Here is a 21,381-nt window from a genome sequence, read left to right as displayed (position 1 = left end):
CCTAGTAACGGAGTGTGATCGCATGACTTGGGAAGTTTTCAGCATTATTGGGACCATCGCATTCGCAATAAGCGGGGCGATAGTCGCCATGGAAGAAGAGTATGACATACTCGGTGTTTATATATTAGGGATAGTGACAGCTTTTGGTGGAGGAGCGGTGCGAAATCTTTTGATAGGGGTTCCTATCTCTGCACTGTGGGAACAAGGGATGCTCTTTCAGGTAGCCCTCGTCGCCATGACAGCAGTCTTCCTTTTTCCAAACAACCTACTAAAGCATTGGCGGAAGTGGGGCAACTTTTTTGATGCCATCGGACTTGCCGCATTTGCCATCCAAGGGGCATTATACGCAACCAGCATGAACCACCCAATCAGTGCGGTAGTAGTCGCTGCAGTTCTGACAGGAAGTGGTGGTGGTATTATCCGCGACTTGCTTGCAGGCAGGAAACCGCTTGTATTGAGAGCAGAAATTTATGCAGCATGGGCCATCCTAGCAGGCCTCATCATCGCATTTGGTATCGCAAGTTCTCCAATCCACCTTTATATCTTATTTATAGGAATTGTCACTTTACGCGTATTATCGTACACCTATAAATGGAAATTGCCTAATAGAAGCTTGCAAACTCAAGCTTAAATATCTGTTGTTTTTATTACAGCAAGCGAACGATCCACAGGAGGGGTAACAGCCTCCTGTTTTTGTTTGTTGATTATATTTAATAAACGATGTCTGTTATATCGTTGCAACAAAGCGAACGGCAAGTTAACTAGAATTCCATAACATACCATTATCCAACCTACATAAAGGGGATTCCATAGAAAGAACAGCACTCCAGGAAGCATCACCAGGATATGTGTCAGTTCCCCCCTTCTTGTTTCCACTACAAACAGGCGGAGATAGTCTCTGTTCATGCTTTCTAACCTCTTTTTCGAAAAACCGCTCTTAAAAATGTCGCCAGCCTCTGGAAGTCGATCTTTCCACTTTTTTATTTTAATTAGGGCGTATACGGCACTTTCCCATCTTTTTTCTCGAAACCATGCATTCTCATTGGATATCCATTCTTTTGGTATTTTTAGAGCAAGGTAGGCTATCCCAAGCTGAATAAAGAGCCATGCCACAATGTTCACTATGGTTCCTGTGAGTGGTCCCAGTTCCATCAACATCCCACCGTCACGCTCCTATAAATCGATTTTCCTCCCCTTCCAAGAAACGTTTCTTTTGAAAAAGGTCTGAAAACAAGAGTAAGCAAACAGCATAATAAAGAACAGTAGGTGAAAAGGAAAAAGTAAAGCCGTTCCCCACCCAAACATACCAACCGTCGACAAAGTTCTCTTAATATGTAACGCTATTAGTATGTAAACCCCTATATATAGCTCTATCGGAATGGATTGATAACTTGTCAGAAATGTCATTAATCCCCCTAGCCATAAAGAAACTAAAAGCAAATACATAATACTTGTTCTTGAGGCCCCGGTTGCAAAGCTCTTACTCCAACCTCTCCACAAATCCCCCATTCCTTCCGGGTACATCCTCATCTGTACTGCACCTAAACCACTGAAGCAACGTACTTTCCCTCCGTGATTCTGAACGATGAAACCAAACGCCATGTTTTCCATCAACTCCCCTTGTATCGCCTCATGTCCACCGTATTTAAAATAATCCTGCCGGTGAATGAGCATACATTGCCCGAAAGCACCTTTTACAGAAGTCCACTTTTGTAAAAGATGAAAAGCACCGAGAGATCCCATAATCACTAGATGAAAAAAGGAAGATAAACTTTCATACCTTTCTTTTATAATGTGGAACGGCTGAACAGAGATAACCTCCCCCATGCCCTTGTAGACAGCCAGCATATTTTCTAAACCATTTTCCTTGATCACCGTGTCAGCATCCAGAAAAAGAAGAATGTCACCTTTAGCCTGTAATGCACCATTCCAACAACCAAATGATTTACCAAACCATCCTACCGGGAGTTCTTTTAATTTTATCACTCTCGCACCAAAGTACCTCGCCACTTCCGTAGTGTTATCTGTCGAATGATCATCCACTACAAGAATTTCTTTTACTTTTTTACGATACGGCTGTAAGGACTGTAAAAGTGCCGGGAGATTCCCCCCTTCATTTCTAGCGGGAATAATGACGGTCACTTTCTTTAAATGTTCTAACTGTCCATTATGTACGCGGAAAGTAGGAATGTGAAAAAACAGGATTCTTCCCAGTAACAGTGTCATCAACGTTGTGAACCATACCATGTTAAGTCCTCCAATAAATAATCAGTATAGTTATGAAAATGGAAAAAAAGGGCAAAATAAAAAATTAAAAACCATTCATGAAAACTAATATTAGACAGTCTAGTCAAACTGCCAGGTTTTCATAAGGAGGAAAAAAATGAAAAAGAAAGTAGTAGTAATAGGCGGCGGCCTTGGTGGCCTATCTGCCGCGATCCGTCTTTCCGCAGACGGAAATGAAGTAAAAGTGATTGAAAAGGGCGAGCGGCTAGGAGGCAAAATGAATATTCGTTCCGGGAAAGGCTATTCCTTCGATACCGGTCCGTCCATCTTGACGATGCCATGGGTGTTGGAGCAATTATTTGCGAGCGCAAATCGCAACCTTCATGATTACATCAAGATCGAGAGAATCGAACCTCAGTGGAAAACATTTTTTGAAGATGGTACGACGATCGATGTGACAAGCGACCTCCCTAAAATGCTTGAGCAGATCAGGGAGCACTCTACAAAAGATGCAAACGGATTTTTTGAATACCTGAACTATTGCAGCAGGATGTATGAATACAGCTTGAAGAGTTTTTATAAAAAGAGCCTATCCGGTTTAGCAGAACTGCGTGCATTGCATAATCTTAAGGAACTTATCGGCATGGATCCAATGAAATCCATGGATCAGATCACAAAGAAATACTTTGAGGACAAGCATTTACAGCAGCTTTTCAATTTTATGATCATGTACATCGGCTCATCCCCCTACCACGCACCTGCCGTACTTTCCCAACTCACGCATGTACAGCTAGGGCTTGGTATTTACTATGTGAAGGGCGGAATGTATAAAATTGCCGAAGCGATGCAGAAGCTCCTTGACGAACTGAAGGTAGATTATAAACTGAATGCATCGGTCGGGAAAATTCTTACTGACGGTCGCAAAGCTACAGGGGTGCTGTTGGAAGATGGGGAGGAAATCCTTGCCGATTTCGTCGTCTCCAACCTTGAAGCGATTCCGGCGTATAAAACTCTCTTGAAAGGTGTTCCTATGGCTGAGCGGGCAGCAAACGATCTGGTAAAATATTCTCCCACGGTCTCTGGCCTGGTCCTCTTACTAGGAGTGAAAAGACAATATGAACAGTTGGCACATCATAACTTTTTCTTTTCCAAAGATCCTGCAGTGGAGTTTGAGACCATATTCAACAAAGGACTGCCTGCAAAGGATCCAACGATCTATTTAGGGGTTTCCTCTAAATCGGACTCTACCCAAGCACCTGAGGGCAAAGAGAATTTGTTCGTTCTAACACATGTTCCTCCTCTGAAGGAAGGGGAAACATGGGAGGAATATAAAGATATTTACCGCGAAAAAGTCCTTACCAAGTTGGAAAGAATGGGACTTGGCGGGTTAAAGGATTCCATAGAATTCGAATACTCCTTTACTCCAAATGATTTACAAAATTTATATGGAGCTAACGGTGGATCCATTTATGGAGTGGTTACAGACCGGAAAAAGAATGGCGGCTTCAAGATTCCGTGCCGCAGCAAAGTTTTGAGCAATCTATATTTCACTGGTGGATCCACTCACCCCGGCGGTGGTGTTCCGATGGTGACCCTGTCTGGGCAACTGACCGCAGATGCCATCAAGGAGGATTTGGAACAAATAGGAAAAAATATTGGATAACCAGAAAATAGCAGCCACCGGGCTGCTATTTCTATTATTACCACTTTAATAAAAGATCTCTTGCTTCAATTGTCATCAATTCACTTCTATCAAATCTGTCATGCATTAACAGCCGCATCGCCTGCGTTCTGATGGACTTTTCAAGCATATTCCTAATATATCTGCCATTACTGAAAGCGGATGGCATCAACACACTTTTCATTTGATTCAGATGCTCCCTCAATTTCCATTCCGCCTCTTTGCTTAGGAGATATTCACGATCTTTAAGCATCCGTTGACAGATTTCCATTAACTCATCCACAGTATAATCGGGGAAATCGACAATAATGGGAAATCGTGATATTAACCCTGGGTTGGTTCTCAGGAATTCCTCCATTTCCCGTTGATAGCCTGCAAGTATAAGGATGAAGTCGTGCTGCTTATCCTCCATATGCTTTACAAGTGTATCAATGGCCTCCTTGCCGAAATCCTTCTCCCCTCCTCGCGCCAATGAATAGGCTTCATCCACAAATAAGATCCCTCCAAGCGCTTTCTTTACTAGGTCTCTCGTCTTTTGAGCGGTATGCCCTATATATTCCCCAACCAAATCCGCCCGCTCCGCTTCTATCAGATGTCCCTTTGAAAGCACATTCATGTCACAGAACAACTTACCAATCAATCTTGCAACTGTCGTTTTTCCTGTACCGGGATTTCCTTTAAACATCATGTGAAGCACTTGTTTTTCTATTTTCAGTCCAGCTTCTTCCCTTTTTTTATTCACATAGATCCACGCATAGATTTCCTTGACCACTTTTTTCATTTCCTGAAGGCCGACTAGCTCCCCAAGCTCTCTTTCTATTTCTTGTAGAATAGTATGATTAGCGGGAGTATAAGGCTCTACCTGTGTTTGTACATGAGTCACTTTCAAAGGTTTTTTCTGTCCATTCAATACAATATTTATTTTCCCGTTTTGATTTGTCATGGATTGATCCAAGAGCGTCCACCTCATTTCCGTACCAAAATCCGACATATCTCGATGTAATAAAGACACACTCTCTTTTTTTTAACACTTCCATTTCCTTTATTCGATTTTCTTTTACAAGTTTCTTATATTTTCAACAAACTATTGACAAACCTGTCATATTATGCGCTTTCCCGAGAAATAATTCCTTTTCCTGACCATTATTTTGGAACAAAAACAAATGGAGAGAATTTCTCCATTTATTTACTAAATATATGTAAATAGAGGAGCTATATGTTTATTTTAGGCCATTTTCGTAAACTTTGTGCTTTTACGTACTTTTAAACCAACCGTTCTATTCCTTTTGTCGTGCTCTTTTCCTTGCATTAATAATTTTTCTAATGCATTTTTAGAGTATGTACGCTGCAAAAAGTCCAATTGCCGACTTTTTACTAGTATATAGCAACAAACTCTTGGAAATAGAGCCTGATTTAAATGGAAAAACGGTAAAAATAAAAAACCAGCCTTAGGCTGGTTTTATGCTTCTGTTTCAATTTGTACATTCTTAGATGGAGAAAAAGTAGAGATGGCGTGTTTATAAATCAACTGTTGCTTCCCTTCCGTTTCCAGAAGCACAGTGAAATTATCAAACCCTTTAATTAATCCGCGAAGTTGAAACCCATTCAGCAAGAATACCGTTACACTTGTTCCATCTTTTCTTAATTGATTTAGAACTTGATCTTGGATATTAATCGATTGCTTCATTTTTTCGTCCTCCTCTTATCTCTATCTTCCTTACTTATTCGCTTCAAGTTGAAGCTTTCCTGCAATAAACGTAAAAATTTGTGATAACTTTTGTTCAAAATCTCCATACGTCATATCAAACCATGTAACATCCATTTTGTTTCGGAACCATGTGAGCTGACGTTTGGCATATCTTCTTGAATTCTGTTTCAAATCTTCTATTGCCTGTTCTTTTGAAACTCTCCCATCAAAGAATGCATACAATTCCTTATACCCGATAGCTTGGATGGACTGACAATCATGGATACCCTTGTCATAAAGATCTTGTACTTCTTCAAACAAGCCTTCCTCTACCATCATGTCCACTCTGAGATTGATTCGATCGTACAATTCTTCCCGTTCCATCGTAAGTCCAATAAGTGCCACATCATATAATGGCTCAGGCTGCTGTGTTTCTTGATACTCAGACATAGTTTTCCCTGTTGTATGAAAGATTTCCAACGCACGAATGACCCGTCGCACATTATTAGGATGGATATTCGCAGCACTTTTCGGATCGATTTCCGCGAGCTCGGCATGAAGCTTTTCGAAACCTACCTCTTCACATCTTTTCTCTAAATCTCTTCGAACTTCTTCGTCCTTGCCACTTTCGGAAAATTGGTAGTCAAATAAAACAGACTGGATATAAAGACCCGTCCCACCAACAATAATGGGAATATGCCCCCTTAAGGCAATCTCGTCGATTCGGTTACGGACATCTTGTTGGAATTCAGCAACGGAATAGGCATCGGTTGGTTCCTTGATATCAATCAAGTAATGAGGAATTCCTTGCATTTCCTCCTTACTCACCTTGGCGGTACCAATATCCATACCCTTGTATATCTGCATGGAATCCCCGCTGATGATTTCTCCGTTTAACGCCTTGGCCAATTCCACGCTCGTTTTGGTCTTCCCGACTGCTGTCGGTCCGATGATCACGATAATTTTTTGTTTCTCTCCCAACACTCACTCACTCTCTCAATTAATCTTTATCACAAGATATCATTATACCCATTTACTTATGGGCTCAACCTTGTTGATAAAAAACTTTTTTGTTTTTTACATTACCCGTTTAAACATCTTTTCCAACTCATAAGACGAAAAATGAATGAGGATCGGTCTGCCATGTGGGCAAGTAAAAGGATTTTCCGCCTCTCTCAACGTATTTAATAAGGCTGAAATCTCATCTTGCCTCAAATGGTGATTCGCCTTGATGGCAGCTTTACAGCTCATCATAATGGCTGCTTCTTCTCTCAGATCAGCAAGGTTTATTCTTCTTTTGTCTTTAACAAGGTTAATCATTTCATCAATGGTTTCCCTCTCTTCGCCTTTAGGAAACCAAACCGGATGTGCTTTTACAATGAAAGTCTGATGACCAAACGGCTCAAGCCATATGCCTACTTCCTCGAAAACTTTCGTATTTTCTTCCAAGAAAAGATACTCTTCCAAGGAACATTCAATGGTTAAAGGAACGAGAAGCTCCTGCAGAGTTCTCTCTTCCCTTCCGAGTTTTTGATAAAAGTATTCATAATTGATCCGTTCTTGTGCGGCATGCTGGTCAATTAAATACAAGCCATTCTCATTCTGTGCCACAATATAGGTCCCGTGCATCTGACCAATTGGATAGAGAGCAGGAATCCTCGGCTCTATCTTTGAGGTATTCTCCCTTATGTGATCTTCCACTTCCTCATGTAAAGAAGGTTTAACTTCCCCTTCTTCATTTTCTGCGGGAACATCAGATGCAGTGGGTAAGAATGTCTCTTTTTCTGTAAAGATCTTTAACGGAGTAGAAGGGTCATTCAGCACTGATGCATTTTCTTCGTTTTCCCTTTCTTGATCGAAAAGAGTGGGTTTTTCCTCTCTGACAGGGAAAGTTATATCAGTTGGACGACTCTGCTCCAAATTGAATGTTTCCTGGGTAGGCTTCACTTCCGTTGTGTAGATGTCCTGTTTTCTCGGCACATTGGATGGTATCAATTGCTTATGCTGAAATTCTCCCTTGACGCCATCTGCAATAAGTCGGTATAGTTCATCTTCCTTGCTGAGCCTGACTTCGAGCTTGGCTGGGTGGACATTGACATCGACTAAAAGCGGGTCCATATCCACTTCCAGATAAACAATAGGATATCTTCCAATAGGAAGAAGTGTGTGATACCCTTCCTGGATTGCCCTGACCACAGTAAAGTTCTTGACATACCGACCATTTATAATTGTGGAAATGTAGTTCTTGGAAGCTCTTGTCACTTCTGGCAACGCGATATATCCCTTCACTTCAAAGTCCAATGATTCAAAACGGATCGGCACCATTTTCTTGGCAATGTTCATCCCATAAATTGCAGCAAGCACATGCAAACTATCTCCACTACCGTTTGTGGCCAACATTCTTTTCCCATTATGGCTAAGGCGGAAGGAAATAGAAGGATGCGCTAAAGCAAGCCGGTTTACCATATCAGAAATGTTGCCAAGTTCGGTATGGATGGTTTTCATATACTTTAGACGTGCAGGAGTATTGAAAAAGAGATGCTGGACCACAATGTCTGTTCCTTTTCTGCTGCTGGAAAGCTCATGCTTTTCGAGCACTCCACCCTTGAAGCTCAGGTGCGTGCCTGGACCTTCCCCTGTACTTGTTGTGATATCAAACAGAGAAACAGAAGCGATACTCGGCAGCGCTTCTCCCCTGAATCCTAGTGTTCTGATGCGGAATAGGTCATTTTCATTCTTTATTTTACTTGTTGCATGGCGTTGAAAGGCTGTCAGGCAATCGTCCTGTTCAATTCCATCGCCATTATCCAAGACGCGGATTTTTGTTAGTCCTGCTTCTTCTAACTCAATTTCGATAATGGTGGAATTGGCATCTATTGCGTTTTCCACCAGCTCTTTTACAACCGAAGCAGGTCGTTCTACTACTTCACCAGCTGCTATTTTATTGGCCAAACTTTCATCTAATTGGACAATTTTCCCCATTCTATTTCCTCCTTCCTCTACGATTTCGATTTCAACAGTTTTTGAATTTCATATAATTTGTTCAGTGCATCCAGTGGCGTCGTATCCAATAATTCCATCTTTTTAAGCTTCTCAAGGGCTAGTTTCTCTCCCTTGGATTTTCTTTCGGTCTGCTTTTCCCCATTATCTAGGTCAAAGAAGGAAAGCTGGGCCAGAGGATCTTGTTCTTTTATTTCTACAGCCTCTTGTGCAGAAGCAACTTCCTTTAGTTCCACCTTAGGTTGACTTTCCAGCTTTTCCAAAATACATTGCGCTCTAAGAATCAGCTCTTTCGGCAGTTCAGCTAATTCTGCTACATGAATTCCGTAACTCTTATCAGCTGGGCCTTCTTTCATCTTATGCAAGAATACCACTTTTCCATTTTGTTCTACGACGCTGACATGAATGTTCCTTAACTTGTCTAGTTCCCTATCTAAAGAGGTCAGCTCATGATAATGCGTAGAAAATAGCGTTTTTGCCCCGATTTTATCATGAATATATTCTATAAGGGCCTGTGCGAGTGCCATCCCATCATAAGTGGAGGTACCTCGTCCTATTTCATCAAAAAGAATCAGGCTGTTCTGCGTTGCATACACAATGGCATTTCTCGCTTCTAGCATTTCGACCATAAATGTACTTTGACCAGAGATCAAATCATCTGCAGCACCTATTCTCGTAAATATCTGATCAAAAATCGGCAATGATGCCTCCTTTGCCGGAACAAAGCAGCCTATCTGAGCAAGAATAGCCGTTAAAGCCACTTGGCGCATATACGTACTTTTACCGGACATGTTTGGACCTGTGATAAGTAACATTTCACTTTCCTTATCCATCCACGTATCATTTGGTACATACTCATTGGCGTCCATCACTTTTTCCACGACAGGGTGGCGTCCCTCCGTGATATACACCTTTCTTTCCTCATTGAAAGTAGGCCTCGTGTAGAACCTTTCCTCACTGATCGTGGCAAAACATTGCAATACATCCATTTCACTGACTGCTTTCGCAAGTTTCTGCAACCTCGGGATAAAAGCCTTTACTTCTTCGCGTAGTTGAAGGAACAACTCGTATTCCAAAGCGACAATCTTTTCTTCTGCCTCTAAGATCAGAGTTTCTTTTTCTTTTAACTCTTCTGTTATATAACGCTCTGCATTGGCAAGCGTTTGTTTTCTTTCATACCGGCCTTCCGGCAGAGAAGCGATATTCACTTTTGTTATTTCAATATAATAACCAAAAATTCGGTTATATCCTATTTTTAAAGAGCGAATCCCCGTCAAGTCCCGCTCCCTTTTCTCCAGCTCCGCTATCCAGGTCTTCCCATTCCGTCTGGCATCCCTGTATTTATCAAGCTCTTCATGATACCCGTCCTTCATCATGTTGCCCTCTTTAACCGATATAGATGGCTGTTCGATAAGACTTTCATGCAGAAGCGTCGTCAACTCCCTGCACTCATCCATATTGTCTAAAATGCCGGCAGAGTCCATTGGCAGTTTTTCCACAAGTGTTTTCAAATGAGGAATCTGGGAAAGTGATTTACGTAATTGTACTAGGTCCCGTGCATTCACGTTACCAAATGCGACTCTTCCTGCTAATCTCTCAAGATCATATACTTCTTTCAACAAGTCCCTTATCTCTTGTCTTGTAAAATACTCCTGTATGAGTGTTTCCACCATTTGATGACGCTGCTCGATTTTTGCCGGATTAATCAAAGGCCTGTCCACCCATTGCTTTAACAACCTGCCTCCCATGGCGGTAACAGTCTGGTCCAACAGCCAGAGCAAAGAACCTTTTTTTCCTTTGGAACGGATGGTTTCCGTCAACTCCAGATTCCTTTTGGAGAAAAGATCTATTTTCATCGATTGGTCCAACTCAAAGAATCTAGCGGGCTGAAGATGGTCCAGACTGCGTTTCTGGGTTCTTTTCAGATAGTGCAACAGCCTGCCTACTGTGATTAACAGCTTTTCTTGTTCTATGTTGTCTACTATAAGATGAAATTCGGGCGGAATGTCCACCGCTTCCTCATGGGAGCACGTGACAATCATTCTTTCCTTGATCATTTGTAATACATCTACGGGGAATTGCTCCGAAACAACAATTTCCTTTGCACCAATGGAATACACTTCATTCACCAGCTGCTGCAGAGGACCGGAGATGATCGTCGTATGTAATTCACCTGTGGAAAGGTCGGCATATGCCAATCCAAAAGTTTCGTCCTCGAAATAAGTGACAGTAGTCAAAAAGTTGTTCTGTTTATCAGATAGACCTTTTGTTTCCATAACCGTTCCCGGTGTGATTAATTGGACCACTTCCCTTTTTACGACCCCTTTTGTCTGTTTCGGGTCCTCGACCTGTTCACAAATAGCCACTTTGTAGCCTTTTTCTATCAATTGATCTATATAATTTGGAGCCGAATGGTAGGGAACACCGCACATCGGTATTCTTTCTTTTCCTCCACCGTCGCGGCTAGTCAAGGTAATTTCAAGTACTTGGGATGCTTTGGTTGCATCCTCAAAAAACATCTCGTAAAAGTCGCCTAGGCGAAAAAATAAAAAGGCATCTTGATAGTCTGCCTTCACTCGTAAATATTGCTGTATCATAGGCGTATAAGAAGCCATCAAAAATCCCCCAACTATTGTTTTTTGCTGCTTTATTATATCATATTTTGTCGAGTGAGGTGAGAAGGGAAAAACTGCGCATAAGAAAAACCAGGCAAAAACTGTCCCTGGCATTTCTTTCTTCTATCGCAGAAAAAGCCAACTTGTTGATTGGAGCAATAGGCGAATGCTCCAGCGGGGGGATAGCGACATTCTTGAGCCCCACCAGGGCGAACATCAACAGCGGTATAAAACAGATTACTAAAATAATGTACTTTTTCAGTGGCCTTGAACGTAGTGAGGAGACTTCCGGGCCGAGCGCAGGATAGCGAAGCTCCTGCGGGCGGAAAAAAACAGAGTTATATACTTATATTTAAGCACAAAAAAACCAGGAAGCACTCCCGCTTCCCGGTTTTCTTCTTATTCCTCGTATCCGTCGACGATGAAGTCTGGGTTGAGATCTTCAAACTCATCTTCATCATCTACATCCCAGTCCGTATCGTCCGCTAATGTGTCTGGATGCACTTCGACCGTCACTTTCGTTTCCCCGATAACTTCTGTCAGGAACTCTCTCTCTACCTGTACATTGATTTTAGCGCCAGAATCATCAATACTGGCTTCTAAACAATTCGGTTGCTGAAGGACGCGGGCGATTACTTCGTGGTCATCGCCTAAACTGTTGTCATCTTTATATTTCAGTCTAACAACATCCTTATAGGAAACTGTTTCTGTTACTACTTCCGTTTTGGTATTTTCGCTGTAAGAGAACCACACGTTTAAGTCATAGCGACCTATCACTTCTACTGTATCATCCACTTTGTTCGCATCATACGTATGATTTATGACCCAGCATCCTAGAATGCTCGTAGGACGATGCGAGGGACTTATCGTATGTTTGGATTGCGTAAACTTTCTACCCTTGCCAGTTACTGCTCTTGTGATAATTTCTCTGTATTCAGACATGCGAGCATACACCCTCCTCATTACAATCTTCATTTCATCCTATGCGGTTTAAATGACAATTGTGTTTTCCTTGAATCTAAAACGGAACAAGATGATTTCTTACACATTAACGTATAGTTCATTGTATGCAAGCTTTTCTGGATATGTGCCTATTTTTTGAAAAAATCAAAAGCAAGCTGTAACGGGCAAAGACAATAAAAAATAGCATGGATATAACATCCATGCTACTAGGCTTGTTGAAAGAACCTAATGTCAACTAGATTCTTAAATTATGAGCAGCTTCCGCCGTATGTGGTGTTTTTTACATAAGATCCCGTTTCACCACGAAGAACGTCTCCGCCAGTCGCAACGATGATTTCATCTGTCACAGTTTTGGAGATGTAGGAAGAAACCAATTGAAGAAGGTCATTCACATTCGTTTGGGAAGTTTTGAATTCTTGTACGATTGGAATCTCATCCATTTCCGCTAAAAGAGCGTCCAACTTCGCTTCTGTTTTCTTTAATGCTTCAGTCTTTCCGTAGTGTTGAAAATTTACTGCTTGCTTCTGTAAGCTTTTCACACTTGCAACCATCTCTTTAATTTTCTGGTTTTCATTGATTTGTTCTTCTGCACGCTTGAAGTACTCCACTTCTTCTGTGTCTGCAATCATTTGTGCCAGCTCTTTTGCTCTTTCTACTATGTCTGCTCTTGTATATTTCGCCATTTTTTATACCTCCAGTGCTTCTTCTGCAACTTCTTCGACCAATTCTCCATCCAATGTCCAGGTTTTTGCCTTGACCACTTTTACTTTGACCATTTTCCCGATCACAGATTTAGGGGCTCTGAAGTTGACTAGTTTACTTTTATCTGTATATCCAGCTAACACATCCGGATTCTTTTTGCTTTCACCTTCTACCAATACCTCTACAACCTGACCCTCATATTCTTTTAATTTCTTTGCAGAAATTTCATTTACTAGTGCATTCAGGCGTTGAAGACGGTCTTTCTTCACTTCCATCGGTACATTATCCACCATTTTTGCAGCGGGTGTACCTTCACGAGGTGAATAGATGAACGTGTATGCCGTATCAAATTCCACTTCACGGTAGAGGGTCATCGTTTCTTCAAACTGCTCTTCCGTTTCGTTAGGGAATCCGACAATGATGTCAGTAGTGAGAGAAGCGTTCGGCATTGCTGTTTTTATTTTCCCAACAAGTTCAAGATAACGCTCTCTATCATATTTACGTGCCATCAACTTCAACACTTCGGAACTTCCGGATTGGACCGGAAGATGGATATGATCTAGTAAATTGCCGCCTTTAGCCAACACTTCAATCAAGCGATCGTCAAAATCTCTTGGGTGACTTGTGGTAAAGCGAATACGCGGGATATCAATTTTGCGGATTTCATCCATCAGATCTCCTAGCCCATACTTCATATCTTCAAAATCTTTTCCATATGCGTTTACGTTCTGCCCAAGTAATGTGATTTCTTTATATCCTTGGGCCGCCAGGTGACGAACTTCTTGAATGATAACCTCGGGACGTCTGCTTCTTTCTTTACCACGTGTGTAAGGGACAATACAGTACGTACAGAATTTATCACAGCCGTACATGATGTTTACCCAAGCCTTGATTTCACCTTTACGGTTTTTTGGCAGGTTTTCAATAACATCGCCTTCTTTGGACCAAACTTCAATCACCATTTCTTTGGACATATATGCGTCCTTTAAAATGTTTGGAAGACGGTGAATATTATGGGTACCAAAGATCATGTCCACTTGTTGATAAGTTTTTAGAATTTTGTTTACCACTGATTCTTCCTGTGACATACAGCCACATACACCAATCAGAAGACCAGGTCTTGATTTTTTTAAAGTTTTCAGGTGACCGAGTTCACCAAATACCTTGTTTTCCGCATTTTCACGAATTGCACAGGTATTCAATAGGATCACATCGGCGTCATTCACTGTATATGTCGGTTCATAGCCTAAGGCTAGAAAAATCCCGGCCATCACTTCTGTGTCATGTTCATTCATTTGACAGCCATAAGTGCGTATATAAAATTTCTTTCCGTCTCCAAGACCTTGAAACTCCTCGGAAATGGAAAAGTCCTGATAAGCAACTTCTTCTTTTCCGCGCTTCTTCGCGTCTTTCAGAGAAGGTGGTGCATAAACGGACTCGAAGTATTTGCTGAAATCCTTCTCGGATTTTTTGTCCGATGAATTCCCTGCAGCTACTTGTCCTGCTTCCACTCTTTGTTTCTCATTCATTGTGATAGCTCCTTTCCAGAAAAAGTAGAGCGCATAAAACCCTACACATTAACATAGTATATTATTTTATGGCTTCTTAAACAATAATTATGGAGAAGATTACATAAATCTACATATTTCTAACACATAACAAGAGAGACACTCCTTCACGTGTCTCTCTTGTTGTTCCTTCTATTAGGAGATGATCCCAAGCTCTTTACCAGCTTTTTCAAAAATATCCAATGCTTCTTGAAGCTCGTCTTTAGAGTGTTGTGCCGTCACGATTGTACGTACACGCGCCATCCCTTTGGCAACCGTCGGGAATGCGATACCTTGTGCAAAGACCCCGTATTCCAATAGTTTATCAGAGAATTTATGAGAAAGTGCTTCATCTCCAACAATAACCGGAGTTACAGGTGTTTGGCTCTCACCAGTGTCAAACCCAAGTTTCACTAATCCATCCTTAAAGAATTTCGCGTTATCCCAAAGCTTTTCAATCAGTTCGGGTTCTTCAAGTAACACTTGGATGGCTTCATCACAAGCAGCTGTAACAGCCGGTGGGTGTGATGTACTGAATAGGAACGGACGTCCTTTATGGATCAGATAATCAATCAAGGAACGGGAGCTCGCTACATATCCACCCAGAACCCCTATAGCTTTACTCAATGTACCCACTTGGATGTGCACACGGCCATCCAAGCCAAAATGATTAACCGTACCACGGCCGTTTTCACCAAGAACGCCTGAAGCATGTGCATCATCCACCATCACAAGTGCATCATACTTTTCAGCAAGTTCCACTATTTTATCTAGAGGAGCGATGTTTCCATCCATAGAAAACACACCATCTGTCACGATAAGACGCTTGCGGTACCCACCGGATTCCTTCAATGCTCGTTCTAGGTCCTCCACGTCCACATGCTTGTACACTTTACGTGCAGCCTTTGTAAGACGGATACCGTCAATGATCGAAGCATGGTTTAAAGCATCAGAAATAACCACATCTTCTGGAGAAAGAATGGCAGAAAGCACACCCTGGTTCGTGGTAAAACCGGATTGGAAAACAAGGGAAGCTTCTGTATGCTTGAATTTTGCCAGCTTTTCTTCCAGCTGTTCATGCATGGTAAAAGTCCCAGCAATTGTACGAACTGAACCTGTACCTGCTCCGTATTTTTCTACTGCTTCCAAAGCAGCTTTCACCAGGCGTGGATGAGTTGTCAACCCTAGGTAGTTGTTGGAAGAAAGTTGAATCACTTCTTTTCCATTAATAACTACCTTGGAGCCTTGATCTGATTCCAAAGGTACCAATTTACGAAAAGTACCCTGTTCTTTCATTTGATCTAGTTCTTCTTGTAGGTATTCAAAACCTTTCATATAAACCCCTCCTAATTTCTTTTATGGGTGTAAAACAACTTTACCACATTGACCTGAAATCATTAAATCAAAGCCTTTTTCGAAATCTTCAAGTGGGAAGTGATGCGTGATCATCGGCTTGACATCCACTTGTCCTGATTTAAGAAGACTTGATACCTGCTGCCATGTTGAATACATTTTTCTTCCTGTAATACCTTGTACAGTAACACCTTTGAACACGATATCATTAGTGATATCCAACTCCACCGGACGCACAGGCAGGCTCAATATGGAAACTCTCCCGCCGTTTGTAATCATTTTGAAGCCTTGGTTCATCGCAATCGGATGACCGGACATTTCACAAACCACTTCTACTCCATGTCCTTCTGTCAACTTCATTACTTCTTCGACAGGGTTTGCCTCTTTTGCATTAATAACGGTAGTCGCACCCATTTTTGTTGCCAGGTCTAGGCGATATTCGTTCAAGTCAATGGCAATCACTTGAGAAGCCCCGGCTGCTTTTGCTACACCGACCGCCATAATTCCAATTGGGCCGCAACCAATAACTGCAACGGATTTCCCTGTTACATCACCTGCAAGAACTGTATGAACAGCATTACCCATTGGTTCCTGGACAGAAGCCACATCATAAGGCATATCCTTAGGGTTTTTCCAAACATTGACCGCAGGAAGTGCCACATACTCCGCAAAACAACCTTGCGTGTCAACTCCGATAATTTTCGTATCTTTACAAATGTGGTAGTCACCTGTCAAACATTGTGGACACTTATAACAAACAATATGAGTTTCAGCTGAAACCTGGTCGCCCAACTGTACATTGGTTACTTTTTCGCCGACTTCCACGATTTCACCCGCAAATTCATGCCCGAATGCATATGGAGGGTTTACACGGCTTTGGGACCATTCATCCCATGTATAAATATGCACATCTGTCCCACAGATAGATGTAGCTTTCACTTTTATCAATACTTCATCATCTTTAATTTTAGGTATATCTATCATCTGAAGTTCAGCACCATATCCTCGATGGTGCTTCACTATCGCCTTCATTTTTCCATTCACAGAGAACACTCCCTTATAAATATTTAACTAATAATCATGAATACTAGTAAGAGTGTATCATCTATAAGGGTTTGTGTAAACCGCATTGTCCACTGGTGACGGACAACTGATTATGTCAGAAAAAAATATAGAATTTTTTTAAGCTATTTAGTAAGCGTTTACATTTTGATAGAAATCTCCATTAGCCACCGTAGTTGATTTCCGCACTGGGCTACAATCAACAGCTAAAATTCTTATACGCCGTGTTCTTCACCTTAAATAAAGAAAAGCCCCAGCAGATATGCCAGGACTTTCTGATTGTTACATGAATTCTTTCACTAGTTCGTTAAATTGTGCTTCATCCAATTGAAGATCTGCTTTTGCAAGTGGTTCTTCACTGTAATTATGCACTAGCTCTTGATAGGATTGCTGATCTTTGTTCTGATAGATCAGACCTGTTACAAGTCCGTTATGCTCCATTAATGTCTGCATGGCAGACACTTTATTGTGAGCGTCATATCCTTCAATATCAGCCAATTTAGTCAGGTTCTCTTTAAACCAGTCGTATGTGTTTACTTTGTTATATGTCACACATGGACTAAACACGTTGATTAAAGAGAATCCTTTATGGTTGATTCCTTGCTCAATCAAGGAAGTAAGATCTTTCAGATCAGTAGAGAAGCTTTGGGCAACAAATGTAGCACCAGCTGTCAAAGCCATCTCCATTACAGAAAGTGAAGACTCGATGGACCCTTGTGGAGTTGACTTAGTCTTAAAGCCAACTTCACTTCGCGGTGATGTTTGACCTTTTGTCAATCCGTAAATTTGGTTATCCATTACAATATATGTAACATCGATGTTACGACGAATTGCATGAATAGTATGTCCAAGTCCGATGGCAAATCCATCTCCGTCTCCACCGGATGCGATAACAGTAAGATCCTTATTCGCCATTTTCACACCTTGTGCAATTGGCAGTGAACGTCCATGGATACCGTGGAAGCCATAAGAGTTGATATAACCTGAAATACGACCAGAACAGCCGATACCTGAGACAACTGCAAGGTTTTCTGGCTCTAAACCAACATTTGCAGCAGCCCGTTGGATGGCAGCTTGTACAGAGAAGTCTCCACAACCTGGGCACCAGTTAGGTTTTACATTATTACGAAAATCTTTAAACGTTGCCATTTATAACAACTCCTTGCATTTTGTGTGGATTTCTTTCGGTAGGAATGGATCTCCATCATACTTCAAGAGGCTACTGATCTTTTCATGCTCGCCTACATTCATTTTCAAGATGCTGGCAAGCTGACCTGTAGCGTTGTACTCCACAACAATTACTTTTTTCGCGGCCTTGACAAGAGGTGCGATTTCATCAGTCGGGAACGGATGTATCAGACGAACTTGCGCATGGTTGGCTTTAATGCCATCCAATTCCAGTCTTTCCATCGCTTCTTCAATGGTTCCACGGGTCGAGTTGAATCCAACTAGCAATACGTCTGCTTCTTCATGTTTTGCATTCACGTGTACTGGTGTATTGAATTTTAAATTGTTTAATTTTCTTAGACGCTTGTCCATTTGAGCTTGACGGTTTGCTGCAACTTCAGAAGGTTTACCCGTCTCTTCGTGCTCTACCCCGGTTACGTGGTGGATACCATTTTTCATGCCTGGGATGACACGTGGAGAAACGCCGTCTTCTGTTACTTCATAACGCTTGAAGTATGCTTTTCCATCAGACGCAGGTATCTCTTGGTTGATATCCAGCTTGCCACGTCTGATCTCGATGTTTTTGTAATCTAATGATTCCACAGATTGCTTTCCTAAAGACAATTGCAGGTCAGTCAAGAGAATTACCGGCACTTGATACTCTTCTGCAATGTTAAATGCTTCAATTGTATCGTAGAAAGCCTCTTGGACTGTACTTGGTGCCATGACCACTTTCGGGATTTCCCCATGAGTACCATAGATCATAGCCATAAGGTCAGATTGTTCAATCTTAGTCGGTAAGCCAGTACTTGGACCTCCACGTTGCGTATCTACCACTACTAGAGGTGTTTCTGTCATACCAGATAACCCGATTGCTTCCATCATAAGAGATAGTCCCGGTCCTGCAGATGCAGTTAATGTGCGGACACCTGCATAGTTGGCACCGATAGCCATTGTACATGCTGCAATTTCATCTTCTGTCTGGATGACAGTACCACCGAATTTAGGCAGTTTTTTAATTAGATACTCCATGATTTCAGAAGCAGGAGTGATAGGATATGCCGGCATGAAGCGAGAGCCTGCAGCCACTGCACCTAAAGCGATGGCGTCATTCCCGATCATGAAGAGGCGTTTATTGCCATCCGCTTTTTCAAGTTGCATTGTTTCCACGTTCTCAGCTTGCTCTTTTACAAACTGAACACCTGCTCGGATTGCTTCCATGTTTTTTTCAACAATGGATTCACCTTTACGCCCGAATATCTCCTGGACGACTTCACGGAAGGATTCCGCGTCCAGATCAAGAATGGCACTTGATGCTCCGACTGCCACCATGTTCTTCATTAACGAAGTGCCTAATTCCGAAGCAATTTCCGTGAACGGAACTGCATATAATGTAGCCTTCCCATCCTCTGGTATGCTAGGTTTGAACTTAGCATCCGCAATTACTACGCCACCTTGGCGCAATTCATGATAGTTCACATCGATGGTCTCTTGGTCAAATGCTACTAATATATCAAGGTCGTCAGAGATCGAACGAACTTGAGTGGTACTAACACGAATTTTATTGTTCGTATGCCCACCTTTAATACGTGAAGAGAAATGGCGATAGCCATATAAATAATAACCTAGACGATTTAATGCGATGGAGAATATTTCACCAGTACTTTCAATACCTTCCCCTTGTTGCCCTCCAACTTTCCATGAAAGTTGATTGATCATGTGCCTTACACCCCTTTAATTACGTTCATTATCAGAATATTGTACGATATTTATTGTAGCACTATTCCCATCATATAACTAGAAATTAACTATTAAATATATAAGATCATGACACGGATAAAAACCGCTGGATATGTACTAAACGCTTTCATTGTAGACCTATTTTTTTAAAAATACAAGTCTTTGAATAAATTTCTTTCGAAAAATTTGGATATTTCAGCAGTGCGGCTAGAACCTTTGAGAAACCTAGTATTTACCTTATTATCGCGGAAATCTGGAATAGAAATTATCAAACAAAAATCCCTTTACCTCTGTTTCAGAATAGTATTTTAATAAACTGTTTACTAGGTTGGAATACTCTTCGTACCGTCCTAAATCATGAACAGTATGATCAATCCCATCAAAGTCTGAACCGAAGCCAATATGGTGCACAGCCCCTAACGAACAATAATGCTCTAAATGTCTGATAACATCCGTTATCTTGACATCCTTTCCCCCCGATAAAAACTGAGGAACAAACGTGACACCAATTGCAGCATCTTTCTGGATGAGCGCTTGAATCTGGTCATTTGATAGATTTCTTGGATTTGAACACACGGCCTTGCAATTGGAATGGGAAGCTATCACATAATCCCCAACTTCCATCACGTCCCAAAAACCTTTAACAGATAAATGAGAAACATCTGTCCAAATAAAGTGGTCATTGTTCATTTTGACAATTTTCCGACCAAAAGAGGATAAGCCTGCACCTCTTTCTTCCAGTATGCCATCTGCAACAGGATTTGCATGATTCCAAGTCAAACCGACGGAAGTCACACCCAACCGATACAGAATCCGCAGCTTTTCAACATCAGCTCCTATGGCGTCGCACCCTTCCAAGGTCAAGACGGCACCAACCTGCCCTTGTTGCAATTCAGCTATTTCTTTTTTAGTGGTTACCAGTTTCATGTTAGGGAATCTCCGTAAAATCTTTTCATAAAAAAGATCTATCATTTCGAGAGCCACATTAAAAGCAGATTCCATCCTCACCTTCTCTGGGACATATACAGCAAAACATTGCACTTTCGCATTCGCCTGTTTTAAACCATCCCAGGTCACATGCAACTCTTCACTATCTTTAAAAGATAGCTCCCTATTCTCCCACATTTTCCATAACACATCACAATGGGCATCAAATATTTTCAAAAATAATCCCTCCACTACTGTCTTACCAATTGATATTAACCCTATTCGCAATTTTATATTGATTTGATCCATTTCAAATCCAACTTGGAACTGAAATAACCATAAACAAACCTGTTTGCAAAAACAAGCAAACAGGCTTAGTAAGAAACTATTTTTCATCTTTATCTTGGCTCGACGATGAGCTTAATTGCCGTTCTCTCTTCTCCGTCAATTAAAATATCCGTAAAAGCCGGGATGCAAATCAGATCCACCCCACTTGGTGCGACAAACCCGCGTGCAATGGCCACCGCCTTCACAGCTTGGTTGAGTGCACCGGCACCTATCGCTTGAATCTCGGCATTTCCACGCTCTCTTAAAACCCCTGCTAAAGCCCCTGCTACAGAATTTGGGTTTGACTTAGCTGAAACCTTTAATATCTCCATTTCTAGCTCCTCCTTAACATTTACAGTATATGGTGAAAGATCCATAGATGAA

The 21,381-nt window shown here is 41.6% G+C and carries 17 protein-coding genes and 1 pseudogene; 2 read left to right on the top strand and 16 right to left on the bottom strand.

Features of this window, described 5'->3' with window-relative positions:
- The first annotated feature begins 22 nt into the window (after positions 1–22).
- Complete coding sequence (locus MKY77_RS11205) at positions 23–631, top strand: trimeric intracellular cation channel family protein (RefSeq protein WP_339149794.1); 609 nt, start codon at positions 23–25, stop codon at positions 629–631.
- Here the strand turns inward: MKY77_RS11205 and MKY77_RS11200 are convergent.
- Together MKY77_RS11200 and MKY77_RS11195 are read right to left on the bottom strand one after the other, a co-directional pair.
- Positions 628–1,158, bottom strand: a complete 531-nt coding sequence (locus tag MKY77_RS11200; protein ID WP_339145884.1) for a glycosyl-4,4'-diaponeurosporenoate acyltransferase — start codon at positions 1,156–1,158, stop codon at positions 628–630. The genes MKY77_RS11205 and MKY77_RS11200 overlap by 4 nt on opposite strands.
- A gap of 15 nt (positions 1,159–1,173) precedes the next feature.
- Positions 1,174–2,247, bottom strand: coding sequence for a glycosyltransferase family 2 protein (locus tag MKY77_RS11195; protein WP_339145883.1), 1,074 nt, complete (start codon positions 2,245–2,247; stop codon positions 1,174–1,176).
- Positions 2,248–2,383: 136 nt separating this feature from the next.
- On the opposite strand from MKY77_RS11195, the gene crtI reads away from it, so the two are divergent.
- Positions 2,384–3,889: a phytoene desaturase family protein gene (gene crtI, locus MKY77_RS11190; RefSeq protein ID WP_339145882.1), complete on the top strand. Its 1,506-nt coding sequence runs from the start codon at positions 2,384–2,386 to the stop codon at positions 3,887–3,889.
- Positions 3,890–3,926: 37 nt separating this feature from the next.
- Here crtI and spoVK read toward each other — a convergent pair whose 3' ends face one another.
- The 14 genes and pseudogenes from spoVK to spoVS form a co-directional block, all read right to left on the bottom strand.
- On the bottom strand, positions 3,927–4,898 hold the full coding sequence (gene spoVK, locus MKY77_RS11185) for a stage V sporulation protein K (RefSeq protein ID WP_342515718.1): 972 nt from the start codon (positions 4,896–4,898) through the stop codon (positions 3,927–3,929).
- 468 nt (positions 4,899–5,366) lie between these two features.
- Positions 5,367–5,594: an RNA chaperone Hfq gene (gene hfq / locus MKY77_RS11180; protein ID WP_010193436.1), complete on the bottom strand. Its 228-nt coding sequence runs from the start codon at positions 5,592–5,594 to the stop codon at positions 5,367–5,369.
- Between the two features lie 30 nt (positions 5,595–5,624).
- On the bottom strand, positions 5,625–6,575 hold the full coding sequence (gene miaA, locus MKY77_RS11175) for a tRNA (adenosine(37)-N6)-dimethylallyltransferase MiaA (protein ID WP_339145881.1): 951 nt from the start codon (positions 6,573–6,575) through the stop codon (positions 5,625–5,627).
- A 96-nt stretch (positions 6,576–6,671) separates the two neighbouring features.
- A complete protein-coding gene (gene mutL, locus MKY77_RS11170; RefSeq protein ID WP_339145880.1) occupies positions 6,672–8,576 on the bottom strand; it encodes a DNA mismatch repair endonuclease MutL in 1,905 nt (634 codons plus the stop codon).
- A gap of 17 nt (positions 8,577–8,593) precedes the next feature.
- Complete coding sequence (gene mutS, locus MKY77_RS11165) at positions 8,594–11,209, bottom strand: DNA mismatch repair protein MutS (protein ID WP_339145879.1); 2,616 nt, start codon at positions 11,207–11,209, stop codon at positions 8,594–8,596.
- Positions 11,210–11,608: 399 nt separating this feature from the next.
- Positions 11,609–12,151: an outer spore coat protein CotE gene (gene cotE, locus MKY77_RS11160; RefSeq protein ID WP_339145878.1), complete on the bottom strand. Its 543-nt coding sequence runs from the start codon at positions 12,149–12,151 to the stop codon at positions 11,609–11,611.
- 269 nt (positions 12,152–12,420) lie between these two features.
- Positions 12,421–12,855, bottom strand: a complete 435-nt coding sequence (locus MKY77_RS11155; protein WP_339145876.1) for a RicAFT regulatory complex protein RicA family protein — start codon at positions 12,853–12,855, stop codon at positions 12,421–12,423.
- Between the two features lie 3 nt (positions 12,856–12,858).
- Complete coding sequence (gene miaB / locus MKY77_RS11150; protein WP_339145875.1) at positions 12,859–14,403, bottom strand: tRNA (N6-isopentenyl adenosine(37)-C2)-methylthiotransferase MiaB; 1,545 nt, start codon at positions 14,401–14,403, stop codon at positions 12,859–12,861.
- Positions 14,404–14,577: 174 nt separating this feature from the next.
- Positions 14,578–15,756 (bottom strand): glycine C-acetyltransferase, encoded by a 1,179-nt coding sequence (locus MKY77_RS11145; RefSeq protein WP_339145873.1) that lies wholly within the window; start codon positions 15,754–15,756, stop codon positions 14,578–14,580.
- Positions 15,757–15,777: 21 nt separating this feature from the next.
- Complete coding sequence (tdh, locus tag MKY77_RS11140; protein ID WP_339145872.1) at positions 15,778–16,818, bottom strand: L-threonine 3-dehydrogenase; 1,041 nt, start codon at positions 16,816–16,818, stop codon at positions 15,778–15,780.
- A gap of 300 nt (positions 16,819–17,118) precedes the next feature.
- The gene (locus MKY77_RS11135) at positions 17,119–17,985 is read right to left on the bottom strand and encodes a 2-oxoacid:ferredoxin oxidoreductase subunit beta (RefSeq protein WP_237662148.1); all 867 of its coding nucleotides are present in this window, start codon (positions 17,983–17,985) and stop codon (positions 17,119–17,121) included.
- A pseudogene (locus MKY77_RS11130) lies at positions 17,972–19,722 on the bottom strand (2-oxoacid:acceptor oxidoreductase subunit alpha). Before MKY77_RS11130 ends, MKY77_RS11135 begins: the two are co-directional and overlap by 14 nt.
- A gap of 261 nt (positions 19,723–19,983) precedes the next feature.
- Entirely contained in the window at positions 19,984–20,907 is a 924-nt protein-coding gene (locus MKY77_RS11125; RefSeq protein WP_339145871.1) for a dipeptidase, read from the bottom strand.
- Between the two features lie 161 nt (positions 20,908–21,068).
- Positions 21,069–21,329, bottom strand: coding sequence for a stage V sporulation protein SpoVS (gene spoVS / locus MKY77_RS11120; RefSeq protein ID WP_009330666.1), 261 nt, complete (start codon positions 21,327–21,329; stop codon positions 21,069–21,071).
- Between the last annotated feature and the right edge of the window lie 52 nt (positions 21,330–21,381).

The sequence above is a fragment of the Sutcliffiella sp. FSL R7-0096 genome (assembly GCF_038595065.1).
Taxonomy (GTDB): Bacteria; Bacillota; Bacilli; order Bacillales; family Bacillaceae_I; genus Sutcliffiella_A.
This window is presented reverse-complemented; position numbering and strand designations above follow the sequence as displayed.

Coding starts and splice junctions, on each gene's coding strand:
- MKY77_RS11205 (WP_339149794.1), top strand. CDS start 23: ATGACTTGGGAAGTTTTCAGCATTATTGGGACCATCGCATTCGCAATA.
- MKY77_RS11200 (WP_339145884.1), bottom strand. CDS start 1,158: ATGTTGATGGAACTGGGACCACTCACAGGAACCATAGTGAACATTGTG.
- MKY77_RS11195 (WP_339145883.1), bottom strand. CDS start 2,247: ATGGTATGGTTCACAACGTTGATGACACTGTTACTGGGAAGAATCCTG.
- crtI (WP_339145882.1), top strand. CDS start 2,384: ATGAAAAAGAAAGTAGTAGTAATAGGCGGCGGCCTTGGTGGCCTATCT.
- spoVK (WP_342515718.1), bottom strand. CDS start 4,898: ATGTCGGATTTTGGTACGGAAATGAGGTGGACGCTCTTGGATCAATCC.
- hfq (WP_010193436.1), bottom strand. CDS start 5,594: ATGAAGCAATCGATTAATATCCAAGATCAAGTTCTAAATCAATTAAGA.
- mutL (WP_339145880.1), bottom strand. CDS start 8,576: ATGGGGAAAATTGTCCAATTAGATGAAAGTTTGGCCAATAAAATAGCA.
- mutS (WP_339145879.1), bottom strand. CDS start 11,209: ATGGCTTCTTATACGCCTATGATACAGCAATATTTACGAGTGAAGGCA.
- cotE (WP_339145878.1), bottom strand. CDS start 12,151: ATGTCTGAATACAGAGAAATTATCACAAGAGCAGTAACTGGCAAGGGT.
- MKY77_RS11155 (WP_339145876.1), bottom strand. CDS start 12,855: ATGGCGAAATATACAAGAGCAGACATAGTAGAAAGAGCAAAAGAGCTG.
- miaB (WP_339145875.1), bottom strand. CDS start 14,403: ATGAATGAGAAACAAAGAGTGGAAGCAGGACAAGTAGCTGCAGGGAAT.
- MKY77_RS11145 (WP_339145873.1), bottom strand. CDS start 15,756: ATGAAAGGTTTTGAATACCTACAAGAAGAACTAGATCAAATGAAAGAA.
- MKY77_RS11135 (WP_237662148.1), bottom strand. CDS start 17,985: ATGGCAACGTTTAAAGATTTTCGTAATAATGTAAAACCTAACTGGTGC.
- spoVS (WP_009330666.1), bottom strand. CDS start 21,329: ATGGAGATATTAAAGGTTTCAGCTAAGTCAAACCCAAATTCTGTAGCA.